Source organism: candidate division KSB1 bacterium, assembly GCA_022562085.1.
Classification (GTDB): domain Bacteria; phylum Zhuqueibacterota; class Zhuqueibacteria; order Oceanimicrobiales; family Oceanimicrobiaceae; genus Oceanimicrobium.
In genome coordinates this window covers 1-21,396 of sequence record JADFPY010000042.1, presented here as the reverse complement: position 1 = coordinate 21,396, position 21,396 = coordinate 1, and the positions used below count along the sequence as shown (strand labels likewise).

Annotated in this window: 15 protein-coding genes and 1 pseudogene; 12 read left to right on the top strand and 4 right to left on the bottom strand. The window is 41.2% G+C overall.

Annotation, left to right across the window (positions count from 1 at the left end):
* Positions 1-258: 258 nt before the first annotated feature.
* The 3 genes from IH879_06190 to IH879_06180 all read right to left on the bottom strand — a co-directional run bounded on the left by IH879_06190 (position 259) and on the right by IH879_06180 (position 7,071).
* Positions 259-1,623 carry a serine/threonine-protein phosphatase gene (locus tag IH879_06190; protein MCH7674524.1) on the bottom strand — a complete coding sequence of 455 codons (1,365 nt, stop codon included), beginning with the start codon at positions 1,621-1,623 and terminating at the stop codon, positions 259-261.
* A gap of 265 nt (positions 1,624-1,888) precedes the next feature.
* Positions 1,889-4,543, bottom strand: coding sequence for an FHA domain-containing protein (locus IH879_06185; GenBank protein MCH7674523.1), 2,655 nt, complete (start codon positions 4,541-4,543; stop codon positions 1,889-1,891).
* A 14-nt stretch (positions 4,544-4,557) separates the two neighbouring features.
* Positions 4,558-7,071, bottom strand: coding sequence for a protein kinase (locus IH879_06180; protein MCH7674522.1), 2,514 nt, complete (start codon positions 7,069-7,071; stop codon positions 4,558-4,560).
* Between the two features lie 341 nt (positions 7,072-7,412).
* On the opposite strand from IH879_06180, the gene IH879_06175 reads away from it, so the two are divergent.
* The 11 genes from IH879_06175 to IH879_06125 all read left to right on the top strand — a co-directional run bounded on the left by IH879_06175 (position 7,413) and on the right by IH879_06125 (position 17,126).
* The gene (locus IH879_06175; GenBank protein ID MCH7674521.1) at positions 7,413-8,765 is read left to right on the top strand and encodes a PP2C family protein-serine/threonine phosphatase; all 1,353 of its coding nucleotides are present in this window, start codon (positions 7,413-7,415) and stop codon (positions 8,763-8,765) included.
* Between the two features lie 57 nt (positions 8,766-8,822).
* Entirely contained in the window at positions 8,823-9,242 is a 420-nt protein-coding gene (locus IH879_06170; GenBank protein MCH7674520.1) for an ATP-binding protein, read from the top strand.
* Positions 9,242-9,577: an STAS domain-containing protein gene (locus tag IH879_06165; protein MCH7674519.1), complete on the top strand. Its 336-nt coding sequence runs from the start codon at positions 9,242-9,244 to the stop codon at positions 9,575-9,577. The genes IH879_06170 and IH879_06165 overlap by 1 nt, the downstream gene beginning before the upstream one ends.
* Positions 9,578-9,581: 4 nt before the next feature.
* On the top strand, positions 9,582-10,385 hold the full coding sequence (locus IH879_06160; protein MCH7674518.1) for an ABC transporter permease: 804 nt from the start codon (positions 9,582-9,584) through the stop codon (positions 10,383-10,385).
* Position 10,386: 1 nt separating this feature from the next.
* Positions 10,387-11,178 (top strand): ABC transporter ATP-binding protein, encoded by a 792-nt coding sequence (locus IH879_06155; protein ID MCH7674517.1) that lies wholly within the window; start codon positions 10,387-10,389, stop codon positions 11,176-11,178.
* Positions 11,179-11,186: 8 nt separating this feature from the next.
* Positions 11,187-12,077 (top strand): MCE family protein, encoded by an 891-nt coding sequence (locus IH879_06150; protein ID MCH7674516.1) that lies wholly within the window; start codon positions 11,187-11,189, stop codon positions 12,075-12,077.
* 26 nt (positions 12,078-12,103) lie between these two features.
* Positions 12,104-12,703: a membrane integrity-associated transporter subunit PqiC gene (locus IH879_06145; GenBank protein MCH7674515.1), complete on the top strand. Its 600-nt coding sequence runs from the start codon at positions 12,104-12,106 to the stop codon at positions 12,701-12,703.
* A 78-nt stretch (positions 12,704-12,781) separates the two neighbouring features.
* A complete protein-coding gene (locus IH879_06140) occupies positions 12,782-14,140 on the top strand; it encodes a sigma-54-dependent Fis family transcriptional regulator (GenBank protein MCH7674514.1) in 1,359 nt (452 codons plus the stop codon).
* A 51-nt stretch (positions 14,141-14,191) separates the two neighbouring features.
* Positions 14,192-14,905: a transglycosylase SLT domain-containing protein gene (locus tag IH879_06135; GenBank protein ID MCH7674513.1), complete on the top strand. Its 714-nt coding sequence runs from the start codon at positions 14,192-14,194 to the stop codon at positions 14,903-14,905.
* Positions 14,906-15,160: 255 nt separating this feature from the next.
* Complete coding sequence (locus IH879_06130) at positions 15,161-15,955, top strand: GAF domain-containing protein (protein ID MCH7674512.1); 795 nt, start codon at positions 15,161-15,163, stop codon at positions 15,953-15,955.
* Between the two features lie 16 nt (positions 15,956-15,971).
* On the top strand, positions 15,972-17,126 hold the full coding sequence (locus IH879_06125) for a response regulator (GenBank protein ID MCH7674511.1): 1,155 nt from the start codon (positions 15,972-15,974) through the stop codon (positions 17,124-17,126).
* 190 nt (positions 17,127-17,316) lie between these two features.
* On the opposite strand, the gene IH879_06120 is transcribed toward IH879_06125, so the two are convergent.
* On the bottom strand, positions 17,317-19,122 hold the full coding sequence (locus IH879_06120) for a peptidylprolyl isomerase (protein MCH7674510.1): 1,806 nt from the start codon (positions 19,120-19,122) through the stop codon (positions 17,317-17,319).
* Positions 19,123-19,367: 245 nt separating this feature from the next.
* Here IH879_06120 and uvrB point away from each other — a divergent pair.
* Positions 19,368-21,389, top strand: a pseudogene (uvrB, locus tag IH879_06115) (excinuclease ABC subunit UvrB).
* The last annotated feature ends 7 nt before the right edge of the window (positions 21,390-21,396 follow it).

Genomic DNA, 21,396 nt, shown 5'->3' with positions numbered 1-21,396 from the left:
GATTGTCGAAGTAGTAAATCTCCGCCAAATGACGGTACAAACTGAGTCTCTCGGGATTTTCGGCCAGAAGAGGCTCTATTATTCTCCTTGCTTTGTGGTAGTTCCCCCGCCACATTAGATACCTGATTTTGTACTCCGGGGAAATCCAGGTAGCTGCAATCACAAGAAGAGCTGTTATTAAAATTGGCAATAATACAAACTGAAGCATTTTTTCTTTATTTGCAAAAGGATGCTGGCCTAAGCGATGACATCGTTAATTTATTCATCCTGAATCTCAGGAAGCTGGATACTTGATTTTTGCACAACATTACCAGATTCGTCAAAAAGGAATATGGACAAATTTTCTCCTTGCGCGTCTTCACCTTTATTCAAATATGGCTGGAATGTATTTAATAAGGTTCCTCTTTGCTCGAGCTTTGCGTTCTCGAAATCTTTTTTACTATTAAAAAAGACAAACGCCATTACGGCATTTTCATTAACTTTTGAACGATGAATTGCTAAATTGGGGATGACGGCCTGCCTGGTCGGTGGAGTTTGTGCAGCTACGTTGCTTATTTTATTCTTTCTGGATTTTTCATTTTGGTTAGATTCAACCGGAGGAGTTTTCGGATTACTGAAGGAACGAACTTGTGTAAAATAGACCCCAAGCGTTAAAAAAAAGACAACCAAAGATGCAATAAATAATCTTTGCGGTGTGTTTACCGACATTTGAAATCTCCCCCATACCATTTTGGGCTCGCCGTACCTTTCAGCGATAAATTTATTCTCGTTTGCCCGGGTTCTGTCATCTTCCTCGAATATTGTTTTAGAGGCGCCGAGAACTTTTTTGTTATAACTATCTTTAGTCACTTTCGCGAGCGCGACGGTTATATTGTCAGAACCATCGATTGCTTTTGCGCTTTCGGTTAAAAATTTAGCTACTTTCTCTAAAACGCCATTTTTACTTTTGTAAATGAGCTTTTTAATTTCTTCCTGAGGAATGGCGTTGTGCATGCCGTCGGTTGCTAAAATATACATGTCATCTTTTTTGTACTTTTCACAATGGATGTCTATTTTAATTGCCGGACTGCTTCCCAATGCCCTGGTGATAACATTCTTCTTTGAAAAAGCCTCTATATCTTCTTCATCAATTTCATCGTCTTCGATCAACTCGTTTAGCCAGGAGTGATCTTCGGTCAGTTGCAGTATTTTGTTATCGCTCAACCGCAAAATGCGGCTGTCCCCGACATGAACCATAGTAGCCAGGCTGCTGTCAAAAGTAATGGCAGCGACCGTTGTCCCCATTCCACGCAATTTTGGAAATTTAATGGCTGTTTTGAAAATTCTTCGGTTTGCTAATCTCACTGCAGCCACCAACCGCCGTGCGGTGCCGGTTAGCGATTCATCCAGGTCGGGAAAAAGTTTGTCTATCTTGTCTTGCTTAACATTCAGATAGATGTCCTTTACCGTTTCTACCGCTATTTTGCTGGCCAGCCCTCCGGCAACCTGGCCGCCCATACCGTCGCACACGATAATTAAGCTTTCATCCTCTGAAATATAAAAACTGTCCTCATTTGCAGCTCGCAAATTACCGACATCGCTGTGTGCACCGGCCGTGATTTGTGTTTTTTTGTTTTTTTTCATTGTTGGCGCTTTTTAGCGTTTCGCTTCTTTAATCATAGAGGTATCTATACAAAAAAATGGCTGACTTTGCGGAAGCTTTCAGCATTGTTTTTTTATAAGTTGTTCCTTTAAAATTGACAAATTGCGGAACCACAAAACTTAAAGATGATTTGGCATTAGCTGGTTTCGGAAAATAGTCAAGCGTTTTCCGCAAAATACGCTGTCTCGGAGACCGCATCGCTTCACTCCAATCAATCCGATGCCTGCGGTTTGTGAATAATTCAGGTTAAATACTCATTCGATGATTTTTGCTCAAATTGTTTCTTTTTTTGCTCAAAAACCGATTCAGTCCAATTGTTAAAAGAATTATAGAAGTGAGAGTAATGATGAGTATGCTGCTGGTTGAATCGTTGGGTTCATAAAGAGTTGCAGCGCTTGTGTGTCTACTGTTGCCAAATGTTTGTCCCCAGGACAAAGTGTTGCCCAACGTGGGGCTGTTGGTAGATATTTTATAAAAATTTCCGTCTGCTCTATGCACCAAAATATCCAAGTAAGTATCGTTATCAAGATCTCCGATAAGGGGAGGACTGATTATATCCCCGCCATTTTCGGCGCTCCTCCATAAAATTTCGCCGCTGGAACCTTCAAAAATATAAATAAACCCATTCTGTCCTGCTGTGACGATGTCCATGACGCCGTTTTTGTTAAAATCAGCAATGGCTACTGGTCCAATAAATTCGCCGGACTCTTCACTCGGGTATTCCCAAAGAACCAACTTTCTATCCTTACCCATGTTTCTGCCCAAAATGACACGCAGCCTGCCAGCCTGTGTGATATTTGCCACATCTAAAAGACCGTCGCCATCAAAATCACCCAGGGAAATACTTTGTTCTCCGGCTTTTGTGATTTGAGATTCTGCATCCGCTTTATCCCACCAGAATCTTTCAAGCGTCTTTCCATTTAGCGCAATGATATATCCTTGCTCTGTGCCGACGATAATGTCCTTTGTATTATCTCCATTCAAGTCGGCAAAGGAGGCCGGAAAACGAATTTTTGTAAATATATTGAATGAGCCTAAAGCTTTGCTGAGCTCTTCATTTATGTCGATGGTACCATAGATTTTAGGAATTGAACCGTCAATTATAACAACTTTGCCTGTTTCCGTTCCGATTAGAATATCGTGAATTTTGTCTCCGGTGACATCTTCAGCAGAGGTAAATGAATTAATCGACTCCTCGGTTTCAAGTCTTTTCCAATCTGGTTTTGTCGAGATTGAGAATCCGATATAAACATAATTGTTCCCTGAGGTCACAGCCAAATCTTTAAAGCCGTCTCCGTTAAAATCCCCGACAATTGGTGCTCCGGTTAACGGGTTTTCTAATATCGGACTTTTTAAAATCTCTCTACCGTTGTCACCCGAGATGACCCTCACTCGTGAGTCTTCGGATTGAACAATCACATCCGGGTTGTTGTCGTTATTTAAATCTTCCAGGGTGATTCGTTCGTTGAAGTTTATTTTAAACTCTCGGTTAACCCAAAGGGGTTGCTTTGAAGCGCCATTTATCGCCTTTAATATTCCGTTAGTATCGATAAAAACTACATCGATGAAATTATCTCCGTTTAGATCCGCCATAGCCGGATAACTTGAAAAGGCCAGGGGATTGTGGTTTGGGAGGTCAGAGTCATCAAAGCCGCGTGCCCAGAAAGATTCCTTGGCGTTTAGAGAAACCGGACTTTTGTCCATATAGCTTATTGTTCTAAAAGAATTAATAAGTAGAAACCCGGCGATTAAGATGACGATGGCTGAAAGAACCGTAATAATTGTCCTACTGTTTCTGATATGCCAGTCGCCCGCTTTTTTAGGAGAAGAAAAATCCCAATCTCCCTGGATGACAAAACGAAATATATGACTCCTTCTATCGGTGAAAAATTCAATTTCATCACCGGGATCGAGGTAAACCTTTTTAGACGGCCCAACTATTTTTTGATTCACCCTGAGACCACTTTTGCTCTTCTCGTCCCGAATATAATACTTATTCCCTTTGTTTATAATTGTAGCGTGTCTGCGTGATACGCCTTGTTCCCGCCTTCGTTTGGAATTTCTTCTGAGAACAATATGGTTCTTCCGACTGTCTCGGCCTATTCTTGTTCGTGAACTCCTAAGTTTAAACTTTTTACCAAGGTAATACCCATAAATACCTAACAAATAGTACCGCAATGAAGTCTCGGATTCTTGCGGTTCAGCAACTTCATCAACAGGCTCCGTTAATTCTAAGACGCCTGCGTCTGTTTTCTCCGGTTTAAGTAACGTTTCCGTTTCAATATTCAGGTCACGATTTTCATTCTGATCACTTTCGGTAGTAATAAAAGTTGTTAAAGGCCCGGGTTCGACGTCTTGATTGTTGTCAAAAAAATCGGTAGAATTTTCCGGCTCAATTTCATCAAATGCATCGACCGGTTTTAAATTGCCATTTCCACTGTCTTCATTAAAAATTTCGTCATTATCGTTATCGTGGGCTTCGTTTAACCAGGCGTTTAATTGAGTGAGCGAAGGTACGCCAGCGATTTTATCCTCAAAATGAGAACCGGATGTGGTTTGATCCGATTTGTTTTTTTCAAAAAATACCGGAGATTCCGGAAGCGATTCTGAAAATAAAAAGGTAATTTTGTGATTCCCAATTCCAATCTGGTCATTACTATTTAGAAGTGCCCTTCCGCTAATTCTAGTGCCGTTTACAAAAGTTCCACTTTGACTTTGCAAGTCACGTATATAATACTCATTGTTTTGTCTTTCGAACTGGAGGTGGTAATACGAAATGCTTTCGTCAGGGATAGTAATATCATTTCCCTGTTCGGAACCGATCGTAAACGCGAGTACATCTTCCGGGATGGATAATTTATTAACAACAAAGTCCCCTTTTTTTATGACAAGCTTTGGCATCACATACGAAAAGGTTAATTAGAGGGATAGATTTTAAAAACAAGCGCATAGGTTTCGCCGGCTCGCAGAAGTAAGTTGCGCGTCAGCGGACGAAACCCACGGTAATTCACAGTAAAAAGATATTTGCCGGATGTAAGCTGCCCCAATCCCCTCCCTTTTAAATCTGTTTTAGCAAAAGGAGATTGAGGAGCATTTAGATTGTCCCCGGGGTTATAATAAATATCAGCGCCTGAAATAGGCTGCCCTGATAGAGCATCGATAACCTTAACATCGACGATGGCTTTGGCCACGTTCATTCTGGCTGTAACATTGCGACTATTAGGCCCAACGGTGATCTGCCTGCTCTGATAGCCCGGTTTTGCAAAAATTGCCTCATAAGTGTAGGCCGGCAGTGTCAGGTTAAGAGGCGTTTTCTTGCTACTTTTTAGAAATTCGCGGGTGCCGTTTTTTAAACTGACTAAGTCGGCGCCAATGTCGGCGTTGTTACCGGATGCGTTTGTTGCTGTGAACAGGACGTTCCTTGACAGGGCTGCTGTAATTTTACTACTTGATTCCTCGGTTATATTTAGTTCTAACTTCTTGGAGATGAAACTGGCTTTTCTGAATTCGAGTGCGTGTGATCCTAGCGCAAGTAGGATTGTATTTCCATGTTCCGGTATGAGGCGGCGGTTCGATTTTAGGTCGTAGATTTCAACATCCTGCGGACTCGTTTCCAAAACCATTCTTTTTTTGAAAATTCCGGTTACGGAATATTTAACATCGTCATCTTTTAATACCTTTACTTCCCAAAATCTGTGGTCTTTCGCCTCTTTCGTACCGTTCATCCCGTTCATTGAAAAACCGGTCAGTCGATTAAATCCCGGGCGTTCCAGTTCGAGTGCAAAAGGAGTCCCTGCTTCCCACATTGCTGTGCAGGGCGTTTTTTGGTTTAGAAGTACCCCGTTGAGATAAACCTGGGCACCCTGGGGATTTGAATTTATTTCAACTTCAGCGCTGAATCTAAATTGATAGTTTTGGTTGCCATTTTTTCCTTCGCCTTGAATCCGGATTTCGCCTTCATGGGATACAAAAAGTGATTTCGTAATGGGTCTAAATCCCTCTCGCACCATCTCGAGCTCGTGGACACCGGGAGCAATATCGGTGATTTCGATGGGACTTTTCCCGGCTATTTTCCGGCCGTCTAAGTAAAACTCAGCTATGACGGGAATAGTGGTAATTTCCAGGGTTGGCGAAAAGAACAAATCGCGCATCCAAACGCCGGCTCTGGTCCAGCCGTTGATTGTATCTAAAATTCCGAACACGAAAAGAATGAGAACAAAACCAAAACAGTATTGAATAATCTTATTTTTATTATCTCTGACAGATTCCCGGATGACGTCAATATCGGCTCCTATGTATTCGTCACTTTTGAATACGGGATCAGTCGTATAAATAGTTTTATTTGTGGCTTGTGGAGTGCTTACAGAGTTCTGCTGAGGGGCGGTATTTACCTCAGTTTTTTCATTGATCTCAATATCATTCCACTTGCTCATAGCTGAGTTGTCTGTGCTGCTTTCCCCGGAGGTGAGTTCGACTTGAGTAGCTGGCAGGTTTTTTCTCCAGTTACTATATTGATTAATCATAGCAATTAAATAATCCGCCAATTCCCCAGACTCGTTACGAGAGCGAATGTAATTGACTAAATCAAAGTGCATTTTGTTCGCCCTTTGATATCGTTGCCTAATGTCGGGTTCCAGAGCATTTGAAATGATTTTGTCGAGGGGCCGGGGAAACGAGGGGTCTTTGATGGCTTTTTTAAACAACTTGGCATTTTTACCGGAAGCATAAACATCTTCCCGGGAATTGAAGATTCTCTGACCGGATAACACTTCGTACAAAACAAGTCCCAAAGAAAATAAGTCTGAGCGATGATCCGGAATGTTTCCTCTGATCAATTGCTCCGGAGCCATGTAGGGAATTTTTCCCCGCAATTTGGGGCTTTTCTTTTCCGTCTTTTGATGGAGCTTGACCGAGGAGATTCCAAAGTCGATCAGCTTCACGCCTCCATGGCGTGTGACCATGATGTTGGATGGAGAAACATCTTGATGGACTAAATTAAGAGGTTTATTTGTCAGCGTGTCCAAACGCTGATTAGCATAGTCTAGTGCAACGCAAATTTCAGCGACGATATGGGCAGCTAAATAAGGTGACATTTTCTGCCCTGATTTTCTAAGCGCTCGAATGATTTTTTCTAAATCGTAGCCATCAATATATTCCATTATTATGTAGAGATGGCCGTCAGCCGTCTTTTTGAGATCGTAAATATGGACAATATTATTGTGATTCAACCTTGCTACATTCAGCGCCTCCTCGTGAAACATCTCAAGGAAATTTTCTTCCCCCACGAGGTCGGGAACAATTTTTTTAATCGCAATCGGCTTGTTAAGTCTCTTATCCAAACCAAAATATACGATTCCAAATCCACCTCTTTTGATCTCATGAACGATCTCGTATTTGTTATCAAGGATTGAATTGTCTAAAGGAGTCATCTTAACCGACTAATTTCTGGATGTTTTTCGAGTTGTTTTCTAAGAAAAAATCAGATAAATATTTTAAAATTACGCAACAAATGTGCCAATAAAGCAATGACTTAGATATACCATTGCATTTACACGCGTTAGCACTTGGTTGCGTATTTTCTTTAATCAAAAAAATAACTGTGTAAAATCGTACCATTGGTCGAATTTAGTACATTTCATTTGAGTCAACTTCTATCCTAAATTTACCCGTTTTCTCAGGATGTTTAAAACTGTAAATAATAGTGTTTCGCTTTTTTGCTTGCATTTTTAGTGGTTTTGTTCTATCTTTTTTAATTCAAACATTAATAAAAATGTACTTACATTGCTTCACTATGGCAGAATATGAGCAGGGAAATATTTTATCCTCTCCCGAAGGTTCAGAGGATTTATCAAAGGAACTTGCCTACCTGCGTTCCAAAGTTTCAGATCTCTCAAGCTTAATTGAAACCAGTATTATTATCAATTCCACGCTCGAATTAGATGCGCTGATTAGACTTGTTATGGAAAAAGCCCAGAGCGTTATGAAAGCGGCAGCCAGCTCCGTGATGCTGCTCAATGACGAAGGAGACAGTTTAGAATGTACCGTTGCGTTGGGGGAGGTAGGGGAACAAGTCAAGAAAATACAGTTAAAGATCGGCGAGGGAATCGCCGGCTGGGTGGCCTTGCACGGTAAACCGCAAATTATCCCTGACGTTTCAGACGACTCGAGATTTTCCTCGAAGACAGATAGCTCAACTGGATTTCAGACAAAATCTATTCTGGCAGCTCCTTTAATGGTTAAAAATAAAGTTATTGGCGTTGCGGAGGTAATCAACCGCCTCGATGGTAAGCCTTTTGACAATGACGACTTGGATTTGTTTTCTACTTTTTGCCGTCAGGTGGCCATGGCAATCGAGAATACTCGGATGCACAAGCTGCAAATGGAGCAGCAGCGGCTGCAGCATGAGCTGGAATCGGCCAGGATAATTCAGGAAAGTTTCATGCCGGAAATTCTTCCCGATTTGGTAAACTCACAGTTTTCAATTGCAGCCAAAAGTTTGCCTGCCGCAATGGTTGGAGGCGACCTCTACGATTTTATTCAATTTGACAGCCACACACTTGGGATTGCTGTGGGTGACGTGACCGGAAAAGGCGTGCCGGCGGCGCTTTACATGGCCAGACTGGTTAGCGATTTTCGACAACATGCCCAGCGGTCCAGGTTGCCCTCGGCTGTTTTCAAATCGCTGAACAGATTGCTGGTCGAGAGAAGCCGCCGGGGAATGTTCGTTACGATGCAGTATGGAATATTGAATTCTGAAGACGGCAAGTTTATGTACTCAAATGCCGGACACATCCCGTATATTAAAATGAGTTCTAAACGTAAAATTGAATTGCTTTCAGGCGCCAAAACGATTCCTCTGGGTATTGCTCCTGAGTTGGAGTTCGAAGAAACCTCGGTTCAATTAAAAAAAGGCGATTTTCTCGTGTCCATTACGGACGGAATTATTGAGGCGAAAAACAGCGCCGGAGAAGAATATTCTTTAAACCGAACATTAGAACTGCTCTCCAAATCCAAAGGAACTGCTGAAGAGATTGTAGAATCTTTAATAAAGGATGTTCAAGTTTTTGCCAAAGGGACAGACCAGCATGATGATCTCACAGTTCTGGCAATGCACTGGAATTAACTTCAGGATCGTTAGGCAGTTATCAGTCAACACCAATCATTGTTAGGGAGAGATTCTTTGAATGAAATTGAGATAAAACTGCCGAGTGATCCTCAATTTTTGAAAATAATTCGAAGCGGGATCTCCCATATAAGTAAAATCTGTGGCTTTTCCAACGAAGAATCTAACGCCGTCACAATCGCTGTCGATGAAGCCGCTTCCAATATAATCAAGCATACATACAACGGCGCAAAAAATGAATTGATCGTTGTCAATTTCAGAATCCTTGAAGATAGGTTGGAAGTTGTCTTGCGGGATTTTGGCGAAAAAGTGGATCCGAAAACAATTAAGTCAAGAGACCTGAATGAAATACGGCCAGGTGGCCTGGGAGTTCATCTCATAAAAAGTACAATGGATGTAGTTAACTATGACAATTCCTTTGAAGTTGGGAATCAGCTCACAATGGTTAAGTATTTTCCGGGGAAGAAGGAGAAATAATGTTAGACGTAAAAACCAAAAGCGAGGATTCTGTTACTATAATAGAAATTGATGGCGAGGTAGACCTGTATTCGTCACCTGCTTTACGCAAGGCACTTCTGGAAATGACCAAGGCTCAAAATAAAGCCATCCTTGTAGATTTGGCAAAAGTAAAATACATGGACAGTTCCGGAGTTGCGACCCTGGTGGAGGCTTTGCAGCAAGTCGGCAAATATGAAGGCAAACTGAAATTAGCAAATTTGCGAGACGCGGTTAAGAACGTCTTTGTGCTTAGTAGATTAGACAAAGTATTTGATATATATGAATCAATTGAAGATGCAAAGGAAAATTTTTGAATAAATGGAAATTGTAATTAAATTTTTTGGTAGTATCGGACGTGGTGCAAATTCATTTTTTGGACATTTAAGCCGCATTTCCAGTCTTGTTTCTGATACGTTTTACTGGATTTTTGTAGCCCCTTATAAAGGAAAGAGTATCAGATGGAAAAGCACTTTTGTACAAATGGTCAGGATGGGTTATGAATCCTTGCCCATTGTTTGTTTAATTGCATTTTTTGTTGGCCTCATCATTGCGATGCAATCAGCCTATCAGCTCAAGCAATTCGGAGCTATAATTTATGTGGCGAATTTAACAGCCGTTTCAATAACACGGGAACTGGCCCCGCTCTTGACTGCAATTGTTATTACAGGGCGCAGCGGTTCAGCAATTACCGCAGAAATCGGCACAATGAAAGTGTCGGAAGAAATTGACGCGTTGAAAACCATGGGGCTAAATACCATAAGTTATTTAGTCGTTCCAAAAACCTTGGCGATGCTTATCATGCTGCCCTGTCTTACAATTATAGCAGATTTCATCGGCATTCTCGGCGGATATTTTATTTCTATAGCAACGCTGGATATCGCTAGCGTTCGATATGTTAACCAAACAGTTTCTGCGCTTGCTTTCAAAGATGTGTTTGGCGGATTAGTAAAGAGTGGATTTTTTGCGTTGATTATTGCCGTAATCGGCTGCTATGAAGGGCTTAATGTTGAGGGCGGCGCTGAAGGGGTCGGTAAATCTACAACCAAATCTGTCGTCACCTCCATTTTTTTAATAATCGCCGCCGACGTATTTTTTACCGGGCTGTTTTACGCGACTTTTTAAAATGCAAGAACCCATCATCAAGGTAAAAAATTTGGTGGTAAAGTATGGCGCCAGGACCGTGTTGAATGGCATTGACCTGGAAATTTATAAAGGCGAGTCAATCGCTATTCTCGGTAAATCCGGATGTGGAAAGAGTACGTTGCTTCGACATCTCATCGGTCTTTCCCGGCCGACCAGCGGCCAAATTATTTTAAAAGGCAAAGATATTACCTGGATGGAGGAAGATGAGAAAACGGAGATTTTAAAAAAGCTCGGTATGCTGTTTCAATCTTCGGCGCTGTTTAATTCGATGACTGTGGCGGATAATGTTGCCCTTCCGCTGCGGGAACATACGCCGCTTGAGGAAAGCACCATCAACATCATGACGAGCATGAAGTTGGGCCTGGTCGGCCTGTCCGGATTCGAGAACTTTAAACCTTCACAACTGTCCGGCGGGATGAAAAAACGTGCAGGATTGGCGAGAGCGCTGGCAATGGATCCGGATATCCTGTTTTGCGATGAACCTTCGGCAGGACTGGACCCGGTTGTTGCGGCCGGCCTGGATCGATTAATTCTTGAACTGAAAAAAGCTTTCAAAATGACCATTGTTGTCGTGACCCATGAGCTGGCTTCAGTAGAAATAATTGCGGATCGAGTTGCAATGATGCATGAAGGTAAAATTTTGGCCGTAGGGACTCTCAAGGAATTAAAAAATAAAAATAACCCGGTAATGCGGCAGTTTTTCAATAGAGAACCGGATGATGAAGAATTAGACAGGGAAAGACAAGTTAGTTCATTATTTGGAGAGGCTTAGAGTACACTATGGATTTTCAAGCGAATGAAGTCAAAGTCGGGGCAACCATTTTTTTTGGTGCAACCTTTCTAATTATATTTTTAATCGCCATCTTTGGGATTAGTTTTGGCGAGGAAACCAACGAATACCAGATCTACTTAAATTATATTGGCGGTATTGATCGAGGCTCTTTGGTAAAATATGGCGGCATGGATGTCGGCACGGTTTCAGAAATTGCCTTGCCTGATAACGAAAAGTCCGGCATCGGCCTGAAAATAAAAGTGACCCAAAAAGCACCAGTTAGAATTGACTCAGAAGCCTTTGTTACCTCCATCGGACTTATGGCTGATCAGCACATTGAAATTTCAAGCGGTACCCCGGGCGCTCCGCTTCTCGAACCGGGCAGCGTTTTGAGGAGCAAAGAAGTGCTGAATTTTATGCAAATGGCCGAACCGCTTTCTGAGGTGAGTGATCAACTGCAGGAAATGATGGATGGGCTCAACGCCCTGCTAGGGGATAAAAACCGCCGGCATTTCTCTTCAATGATGGCGAACATGGATTCACTTTCAAATGAAGGCCGAAAAAGTTTCGTAAAATTATCAACCAATTTGGAAACTCTGACCGACCGCTTCGTAGCAGCCAGCAAAAGTTTAGACGAATTGATAGCCAGGGGTGGCCTTGAAAAATCACTTGAGAACGTTGAAACCACGACTGAAGAAGCCAGGCTTTTAATAACTGAGATTCAAAACTTAGTAAGGGAATTTCAAGGTGTCATTTCTTCAAATGGGACAAGTATAGTTGATATCATGGAAAATTTTCAATTTGCTTCTCAGAATTTGGCAGAATTTACCCGAATCGTCAAAGAACGTCCATGGCTCTTAGTGAGAAAAGCAGCACCCCCGGAAAGAAAAATGCCTTAAATAATTAAAAATTAAAAGGTTGGTGAATGAAAAAAACTAAAATTACAGCTGCATGCATTTTCGCTTTATGGTTACTTGCCAATTGCGGCAGCGTGCCCCAGACTTTTTATTATCGTGTCGATTATCGAATTGAGGACTTACGCAACGGGAATCATGCAATTCCTTTAACACTTGGAATAAGGCAATTTGATGCGGACGTTCTTTATGAGGGAGATCGAATTGTTTATCGGCAGTCGCCCTACCAGGTTCAGTTTTATCACTACCGAAGATGGGTTGCCCCGCCAAAGAAGATTGTTACCGAAAAAGTCTTAAAGCAGTTTCAGGCAAGTGGTTTATTTGCGAATGTCGTTAGAATCCCGTCCGCCATAAAAAATGATTATACGCTTAATGGAGAAATTCAAGCATTTGAGGAATGGGATGAAGGAGGCAGCTGGTATGGGCTGGTTACCATCGAATTTAAATTGCAAAATTCCGATTTTGAAATTGTTTGGCAAAAGATTTTTTCTGAAAAGACTATAATAGAGAAAAAGGAACACGTCGAAATTGTAAAGGCAATCAGTCAGAGTTTGAATAAAGTGGTTAAAGGCTCCATCGAAGAAATAAAGAACAATTTGAAATTTGATTGATGATATTTCAAGCTAAAATAATAATTAAGCCACACATTTTGAATCGCTTTTTCATGATGTAAATAACCGGGGAGGGTCATGGGGAGTCTATCTTCTTTGGAAATTCTGCTTGTAGAGGACAATGAACGAGTTCGAAAAGCAATTCAGACCTTATTAAAAAAATCCCGGTATTCAGTTGAGGTCGTTGCTGATGGCGAAAGTGCGCTTGATAAGTTGCGCCATCGCTATTTTGATCTGGTTATCTCAGATTACAAGATGGCTCGGATGAACGGCATTGAGTTGCTCCGTCAAGTAAAGAAATCGTGGCCGGCCACCGAAGTTGTCATAATTACCGCTTTCGGCACCATCTCTAAAGGCGTTGAAGCAATCAAATTGGGCGCCTTCGATTACATAACAAAACCTTTTGACAATCAAGAATTACTGAAGATTGTGGCCAGGTTTATTGAAAAAAGAAATTCCGGCCGGAAAATAAAAAAGATTTCGTCTGAATTACGAAAGCATCCGGAATTTGATCCGATAATTGGGAAGTCGGATAAAATATTGGCTATCATGTCTTTGGTTTCACGCGTCGCCCCAACAGATAGTACAATTTTAATTTACGGCGAAAGTGGAACCGGAAAAGAGCTGATTGCAAGAGCCATTCACGATTTAAGTCCGGGGAAAGACAAACCATTTGTTGCCATAAATTGCGGAGCAATACCAGAAAATTTACAGGAAAGTGAGCTTTTTGGACATGCGAAAGGTGCATTCACAAGCGCAGATCATGAACATAAAGGTTTATTAGAGGTTGCGGCCGGCGGCACAGTTTTCCTTGATGAAATCGCGGAAACCTCACCATCTACCCAAGTGAAACTTTTGAGGTTTCTTCAGGATAGAGAAATAAGAAGAATTGGCGAAAGCGTAATGAGAAAAGTTGACGTCAGACTCATTGTCGCAACCAACCAAGTTTTAGATGATAAAGTGAAGCGAGGTGAATTTAGAGAAGATTTGTACTATCGAATAAATGTAATCCCAATCTCCATTCCAACGCTTCGAGAACGAAAAGAAGATATTCCATATTTAGTCGAGCATTTTATTGCAAAATATCGCAAGAAAAATGGGCATGCGGCTAAATCCATTTCCAAAAGAGCGTCTTCTATTTTAATAAATTATGATTGGCCCGGCAATGTAAGAGAGCTTGAAAATATCATTGAACGGGCGATCGCTTTAAATCCTGCGAATGAAATTATGCCCGAATTTTTACCTGACGAGATTTGGAACCGAAAAACTTATTTTGAACCCGGACCGAACCCGAAACAGACGAAGTTAGCGGAAGTCCAAAAGATGGCAATTTTAGAAACACTGGAACGGATGGAAGGCAATAAGAAAAGGACAGCGAAAGAATTGGGCATCTCAAAAACCACACTTTGGCGTAAACTTAAATATATTTCACCCTAACTCATCGGATTTAACTTTTATCGAAACAGTGATAATGCAGGGAGAGATTTGATGGTCAACAATTCAACAGAATCTAAAATCGATCTAAGAAACATTATAATCAGGGGAGGTTTTTTAGCACTCATTTTAGCAATGGTTTTCTTGTTTTCCTATAAATTTTTTGGCCTGAATATAGTTCAAGAAAATCCGAAGTTGATTGTTTTGGAAAAATCACTACTGGATATTCGGGCCGCAATGAATGTCGATAGCGTGCGCCAATACAATATTCAAAAGATCATGAAAATTATCGACAAATATAACAAGACCATGCCTTCCGGTATGAAATACGAAATCGCCGACGAAATTTATAATATGAGTGTTAAATATACAAACCTCGATGTTGATTTGATCTGCGCCACCATTACCCATGAAAGCGGTAGTACTTGGGAGGCTGAAATTGTTTCAGAAGCCGGCGCGATGGGATTGATGCAGCTCATGCCCGCTTTAGGATTGTGGATTGCCTATTATGAAGGCATCACCTGGACGTCACCTGAGGAGATTCTCTTTAACCCAATTTACAATATCAGAATCGGCAGCCGGATGCTTTCGACTTTCATAAATATGTATGATTTAGAGGGCGGCTTGGCAGCGTATAATGGCGGCGAAAAAAGGGCGGCCATCTGGATAGCCAACAATAAAGCGGATGGCATTCTTTGGTCGGAGACCAGTAATTATATTCCCTATATCCTGAAATATTATCAACAATTTAAAACACTAACGCTTTAGTCAAGGATTCATTTTCAAGATCTTAAGCAAGGTTGATTTTTTTCAGGTTTTGTTTAAAATGATTTTCACCTAAGTAGTCTTGGCTCGGTTTTCTGATTCAATTCGCGTACGGTATACACCCACCGACCTCTACGAAGAATCCGGCTACGAAGTTTTAGAAGAAGGCAAATTCTGCCGATATTTGAAGAACGAAACCCCATTTAAGAACAAAAAAATGGACTTATTTTTTCGTAGTTAATCGTCCCTGGATAGTCAATGCAAAATTTGAATGATAATCTTTTGGTCAAAAATCAAACTCATCGTTTGAGCAAACACCTTCGGATCTTAAGTCAAATTTTTACATCTCTGGAATCCTTTGACCATTTTTCTGAAGTTTTCGGAAAGTTTTCCACATTATTAAATGAGGTGATTTTATTCAATTCCTTACAAGGCGGCTTTTATGACGCAAAATCAGATACAATAGATTGGGTTTTGGGAACCGATGAAAACCAACTTGAAAAAAGGATTCTTAAATCTGAGGAAGATGAAATTGTTAGTCTGGCTATTTGTGGAAAAGAGACCGTTTACACTAATTTAGTTCAAAAGAAAGTCTTTTCCCTAAATAAAGATAAGGCACGTTGTTTAAGCGAAAATCGAATCTTATCAGAAGCGAGTATTGTCACCCCAATAGTTGTAAAAGATGAAGTCTTTGGTGTCATAAGAGTTCGCAGTCATGATCAAGATTTGTTTACTGAGCAGGAGGCCTCTTTGATATCTATCGTTGCATCTCAATGCAGCATTGCGTTCGAAAATTCCATACAGAAAACTGAAATTGCGGAAAATGAAAGATTGCAATCTATAGTCGAATTGGCGAGTTCAATGGGTCATGAATTAAATCAACCATTAACGGGGATAACGGGCTATTGTGCATTAATTAAAGAGGATTTAAAAGAAAGCGATTCCATTTATAATGATATTGTTGAAATCGAAAAGCAAGCTAAGCGTTTGGAGAAATTGGTTTATAAATTTCAAAATTTATTATACCTGGAAAATAAATCCGTCGATGATTAGATGAAATGGATTGAGAATGGCAGAAGTTAAAAGAAATATTTTAGTCGTGGATGACGAGGAAGTTATTCGGAACATTTGTTTAAGAAGCCTTGAGAAGAAAGGTTACAATGTGGGGCTGGCCGAAAATGGGATAAACGCCCTTGATCGTATTAGAGAGGGGATTTACGAGATTGTTTTTACGGATATAAAAATGCCGATGATGGACGGCATGGAATTACTGGAAACAATCAAGCGTGATTTTCCGCATCTTGAAGTTGTGGTTATGACAGCTTTTGCGACTATCGAGAGCGCTATTGACGCTATGAAAAAAGGCGCCTATGATTTTATCCTTAAGCCGATTAAGCCTGATCAGATTCGAGTTGTGGCGGAGAAGTGCATAGAGAAAGTGCAATTGGGTAAAGAAAATAAGGCGTTGCGTCTTGCCAACCAAAAGTTGCTTGACCTGCAGGAAATGAAAGATAAGTTTATGGCGATAACCAGCCACGAGCTTAGAACTCCTGTTAGTCATTTAAAAGGCTACTTAGGTATCATCAATGATGAATATTTTCAACAACTTTCTGCTTCCGAAAAAGATCAATGTATGCAGATCATTTTAAACGCGGCAAATGATTTGGAAGAAATTGTAACGAAAATGCACAATCTCAGTCAATCTGAAAACGGCAAACTGAATTTGAAAGCAGAGCCGGTTGAAATAAACGGTTTAATTAATCAAATTGTGCAGGACTATAAACTCATCACAAAAAAGAGAGAACAGCTTTTAGAATTCAAGAGTGCCGAAGATGATTTGTCAGTTTATGTGGACCAAAGTCAAATCAAAAGTGTTCTGCATGACCTGCTTCAAAACGCAATTAAATTTACACTGGATGGCGGGAAAATTCAAGTAACCACAGAGGTAGAGGGGGAATATTGCGTTATAAGTGTCCGGGATAACGGAATCGGTATCGATCCTGCCGAACAGGGCAAAATTTTTGAAAAATTTTTTGAAATACAAAACAGCGATTATCATAGTTCCAGCAAAGATAAATTTATGGGGGGTGGTTTGGGAATCGGTTTGACCTCAGTCCGGGCAATTGTGGAGGCACATGGAGGGGGGGTGAAAGTCAAGAGTGAAAAGGACAAAGGGTCAGAATTTCTTGTTTACCTTCCGCTTGATCAAGACCTTTCAAATTAAAAAAAGCGATTGTTCAAAAAGTAAAAACTCAGAAGAAATTTCATGGAGTACTTCGACAGGCTCACGAGAAACTCTGTCAAACCATATTTTCCAGCACTTAAGACATAATTTCTACTTTCGCTCTGGATGAGGAAATGGACTTTTGGGACAGCCGCTTTTTTTTACCCAATTCTTCTTCAACACTCAAGGGCTAAAAAAACCTGCTTCTATTATCTTTAATATCCGCTTTGGCTTTCGCTTCTGCGTACCAAATTGCAAAGACCTGGCCTTTTTTTCGCTGCAGCAATTGGGACGCAATCTGATTTTTACTCGTGTTAAAATCAGATTCGTCAAATGCTTTTTTTTCGACAAGCTGAATTAAGTAACAGCCACGAGTCGCGAGTACAGGCCTCGAAACATCCCCGCTATTAAGAAGGGAGAATGCAGCCCCGATAAATTTAGGTTCACGCCCAACACCTGCTACATACCCACTTCTTGAAAAATTTGTACTTTCCTTAATTTCCAAACTATCCTCTGCCGCAACGGCTTCAAATGAGGAGCCGCTATTTATTTTCTCATAAACTTCTTGCGCCTTTTTTGCTGCGAGGTCATTTTGCTTCCCTATTTTTAGTTTGTTTTTGATGATAGTCGAGACTTCAACAAGAGGTTTGGTGCGTTCGTCTTGAATTCCGGAAATTTTGAAAACAAACAGACCTTGAGGCGATTGCACAACGTCACCTGCTTCACCGATATTTCCTGAGAAGATAAAGTCGCTTGCCCTTTTATTTAAACCGATGCCGGGAACAAAGCCATTTCCCTTGACAAAAAATGTCGATCCTTGCGGCTTCCGTCCAAACTTTTTACTCAATTCCTCAAAAGGAATTTCTTTTGCCTGCTCAGCAAAATATTCTGCATCATCTCGCGCTTTATCTAACGTTTTTCTTGAAGCGGCAAATTTGAACAGGATATGCCGCGCATTGACTTTCTCTTCGCCGTTTTCAGTCTTCTTTTCCTCCACTTTGATAATGTGCAAACCATGCTGCGTTTGAATGGGGCCCACAGTTTCCCCAGGCTTACCTGAGAAAGCAGCATCTTCAAAGGCCTTAACCATAAAACCTTTTGCAAAAAAGCCAAGAACTCCACCTTTATCCTTACTCCCGGCATCTTCGGAATAGATCTCAGCGAGTTCTCCAAAGTCATCTCCATCTTGAATACGTTGAAGAATGTCATCGGCGAGTGCTCGGATTTCACTGCTGTCTTTTGCCGTTGCAGTGGTTGGGAAGATCACATACTGAATTTGCCGCTTTTCTTCCTCTTTAAATTCATCTTTATTGTTTTTGTAATAGTCGCCGAGCAGGTCATCGTCTATTTCAATATCCTTATCTGCCACTTTTTTTGGATCGATGAACACGTAGTTTACCTTGACCGTCTGGTTTTGTTTTAGATATTCTCTTTTTATCTCACCTTCAGTAATGCGAATACCTGCTTGTAATTGTTGTTGAAATTTTTCATAGGGAAGGGTTTGTCGTAAATATTCTTCGATGGGACGCCACTGATCTGCGGTACTCGGATCGTTCAGATAGCTTTGATATTTCGCCATATCAAACTGCTTTTGGTCATTTTGAAAACTGGGATTGTTTTTTAAAATATCTGGGGGAGCGTTGTAGATTCTCCAGACGATTTCATCATCGGTAACCGTTAAACCTTTTTCTTGGATTGCTTCTTGAACCAAAACATCTTGCACAAAACCTTCCCAGACCTGGTTTCTTACAAAGCCGGCTTGACTCTCGCCAGGATCATTTCCTGTGCGCTGCCGGTATGCATTTAGTTCATTTATATATGCTTGATTAAATTGTGTATAGGTTATTTCCGTCCCATTTATTACTCCAATTATGTTGGGATTTTTTCCTGTAATTATATCGATAATGTCTGCACCACCAACTAACCCTCCTATTGCCATGCTTAAAACAAAAAGTACCAGTAAAACAACAAGAATCACTGCAGATCTATCACGCATTTGACTCATTACTGCCATATCACAAAATCTCCTTCATAAACGATTATTTTTTAACCGAATAATATAATTCGATTTTGCATAATATGCAAGGCATTTCTAAGCTAGTGAGGAGCTAAATTGCTCAGGTCTAGGTTTACTATTCAATTTAAATTCGGATTCTGGTTTTAACCTTGACATTTTGGCACTCCCTGCTTATATTTTATACAATTTAGTTGCTCTTTATTGACAGGTAAAGCATTTTTGCAATGGCAAAGTTTCATCTTAAATCTGATTTTAAACCAACCGGTGACCAGCCCCGGGCAATCGAAGAGTTAACCGCCGGCCTGCGGCGTGGAGATAAATTTCAGACGCTTCTTGGAGTAACAGGCAGTGGTAAAACATTTACCATGGCTAATGTCATCGCCGAAATTGGTAAACCGGCTCTGATCATTTCACATAATAAAACTCTTGCCGCGCAGCTTTACGGGGAATTTAAGTGTTTTTTTCCAAAAAATGCGGTTGAATATTTTATCAGTTATTATGACTATTACCAGCCCGAGGCGTACGTTCCGACAACCGATACTTATATCGAAAAAGATACTTCTATCAATGATGAGATTGACCGGCTGCGTTTAAAAGCAACGAGCTCACTTTTATCAAGAGATGATGTTATCATCGTTGCTTCTGTTTCTTGCATTTATGGTTTGGGCGATCCGGAAGACTATAAACATGAGTTGCTCATCCTCACTCGCGGCCAAAAAATTGAGCGCAATAAAATACTGTTGCAACTGGTTGAAAGTCATTACACTCGAAACGACTTCGAACTCAGCAGGGGAACGTTTCGTGTTCGTGGCGATGTGGTTGAAATTTTTCCTGCTTATGAGCAAGAGGCGTTTCGAATTGAAATGTTTGGTAACGAAATTGAACAGATCAGCGTCGTCAATACACTTACCGGAGAAATTCTCAGTAGCCAGGAAACGGCAGCGATTTACCCGGCCAAACATTTCGTGACGCCTCGTGATAAGTTGCAACATGCGATCGAAGCCATTCGTTTAGAACTTGAAGAGCGCCTAACCGAGTTTCGTGAACAAGGTAAGCTACTTGAAGCCCAACGTATCGAAATGCGTGCTAAATACGATTTGGAAATGTTACAGGAGTTGGGCTATTGCACCGGGGTCGAAAACTATTCACGTCATCTCTCCGGACGTAAAGCAGGAGAAAAACCATACACTTTAATTGACTACTTTCCAAAAGGCTTTTTGACTATTATCGATGAGTCGCACGCCACCATTCCGCAAATTAACGCCATGTACCATGGTGACCGATCTCGAAAAGAGACACTGGTGGAATATGGATTTCGACTACCATCTGCTTTAGATAACCGGCCGCTAACGTTTGATGAATTTGAAAAAATGATGAACAAGATGGTCTATGTTTCAGCTACGCCGGCAGATCATGAGCTCGAACGAGCAAAAGGTGTTATTGTTGAGCAAATCATTCGTCCTACGGGTCTGCATGACCCTGAAATCATAGTTCGACCTGTAAAACAGCAAATCGATGATTTGATCGCCGAAATACGTGATTGTGTGAGTCGTGAAGAACGTATTTTAATTACAACCTTAACGAAACGGATGGCCGAGGATCTCACAGACTATTTATCAGGCATGGACATTCGTGTAAGATACCTGCATTCGGAAGTCCCTGCCTTGGATCGGGTTGCGATTTTGCGAGATCTGCGGTTGGCCGAATTTGATGTTTGAGTCGGCGTTAACTTGCTGCGTGAAGGTTTGGATTTACCCGAAGTCTCTTTGGTTGCGGTTTTGGATGCTGACAAAGAAGGATTCTTACGCTCTCAACGATCCCTCATGCAAATCGCCGGCCGTGCTGCTCGTAACATCGCTGGCAAAGTTATTTTCTATGCCGACGGCTTGACCCATTCTATGACCCGTACGATTGAAGAGATGAGACGCCGCCGGAAACTTCAAGAAGAATTCAATCGTCGACATCACATCACGCCTCAGACCATTCAAAAGGCCATTCGAGAAGGAATCGAGGGGATCAAAAAAGCACGGGCATTAACAGAAGAAGAAGCCGGTATCGAGGAGGGGCGCCAGGAAATTTATGAGGCGAGGGAGCAATTGGAATATGAGATGGAAACGGCAGCTAGAAACCTGCAATTCGAACGCGCTATCCTTCTTCGTGATCAGATCAAAAAATTAAAAGATGAGGCAAAAGGCGGCGAGGTCCCGGTATTTTCATCATCTCCCCGCAAAAAGGCACGAAGATGAGAAACCC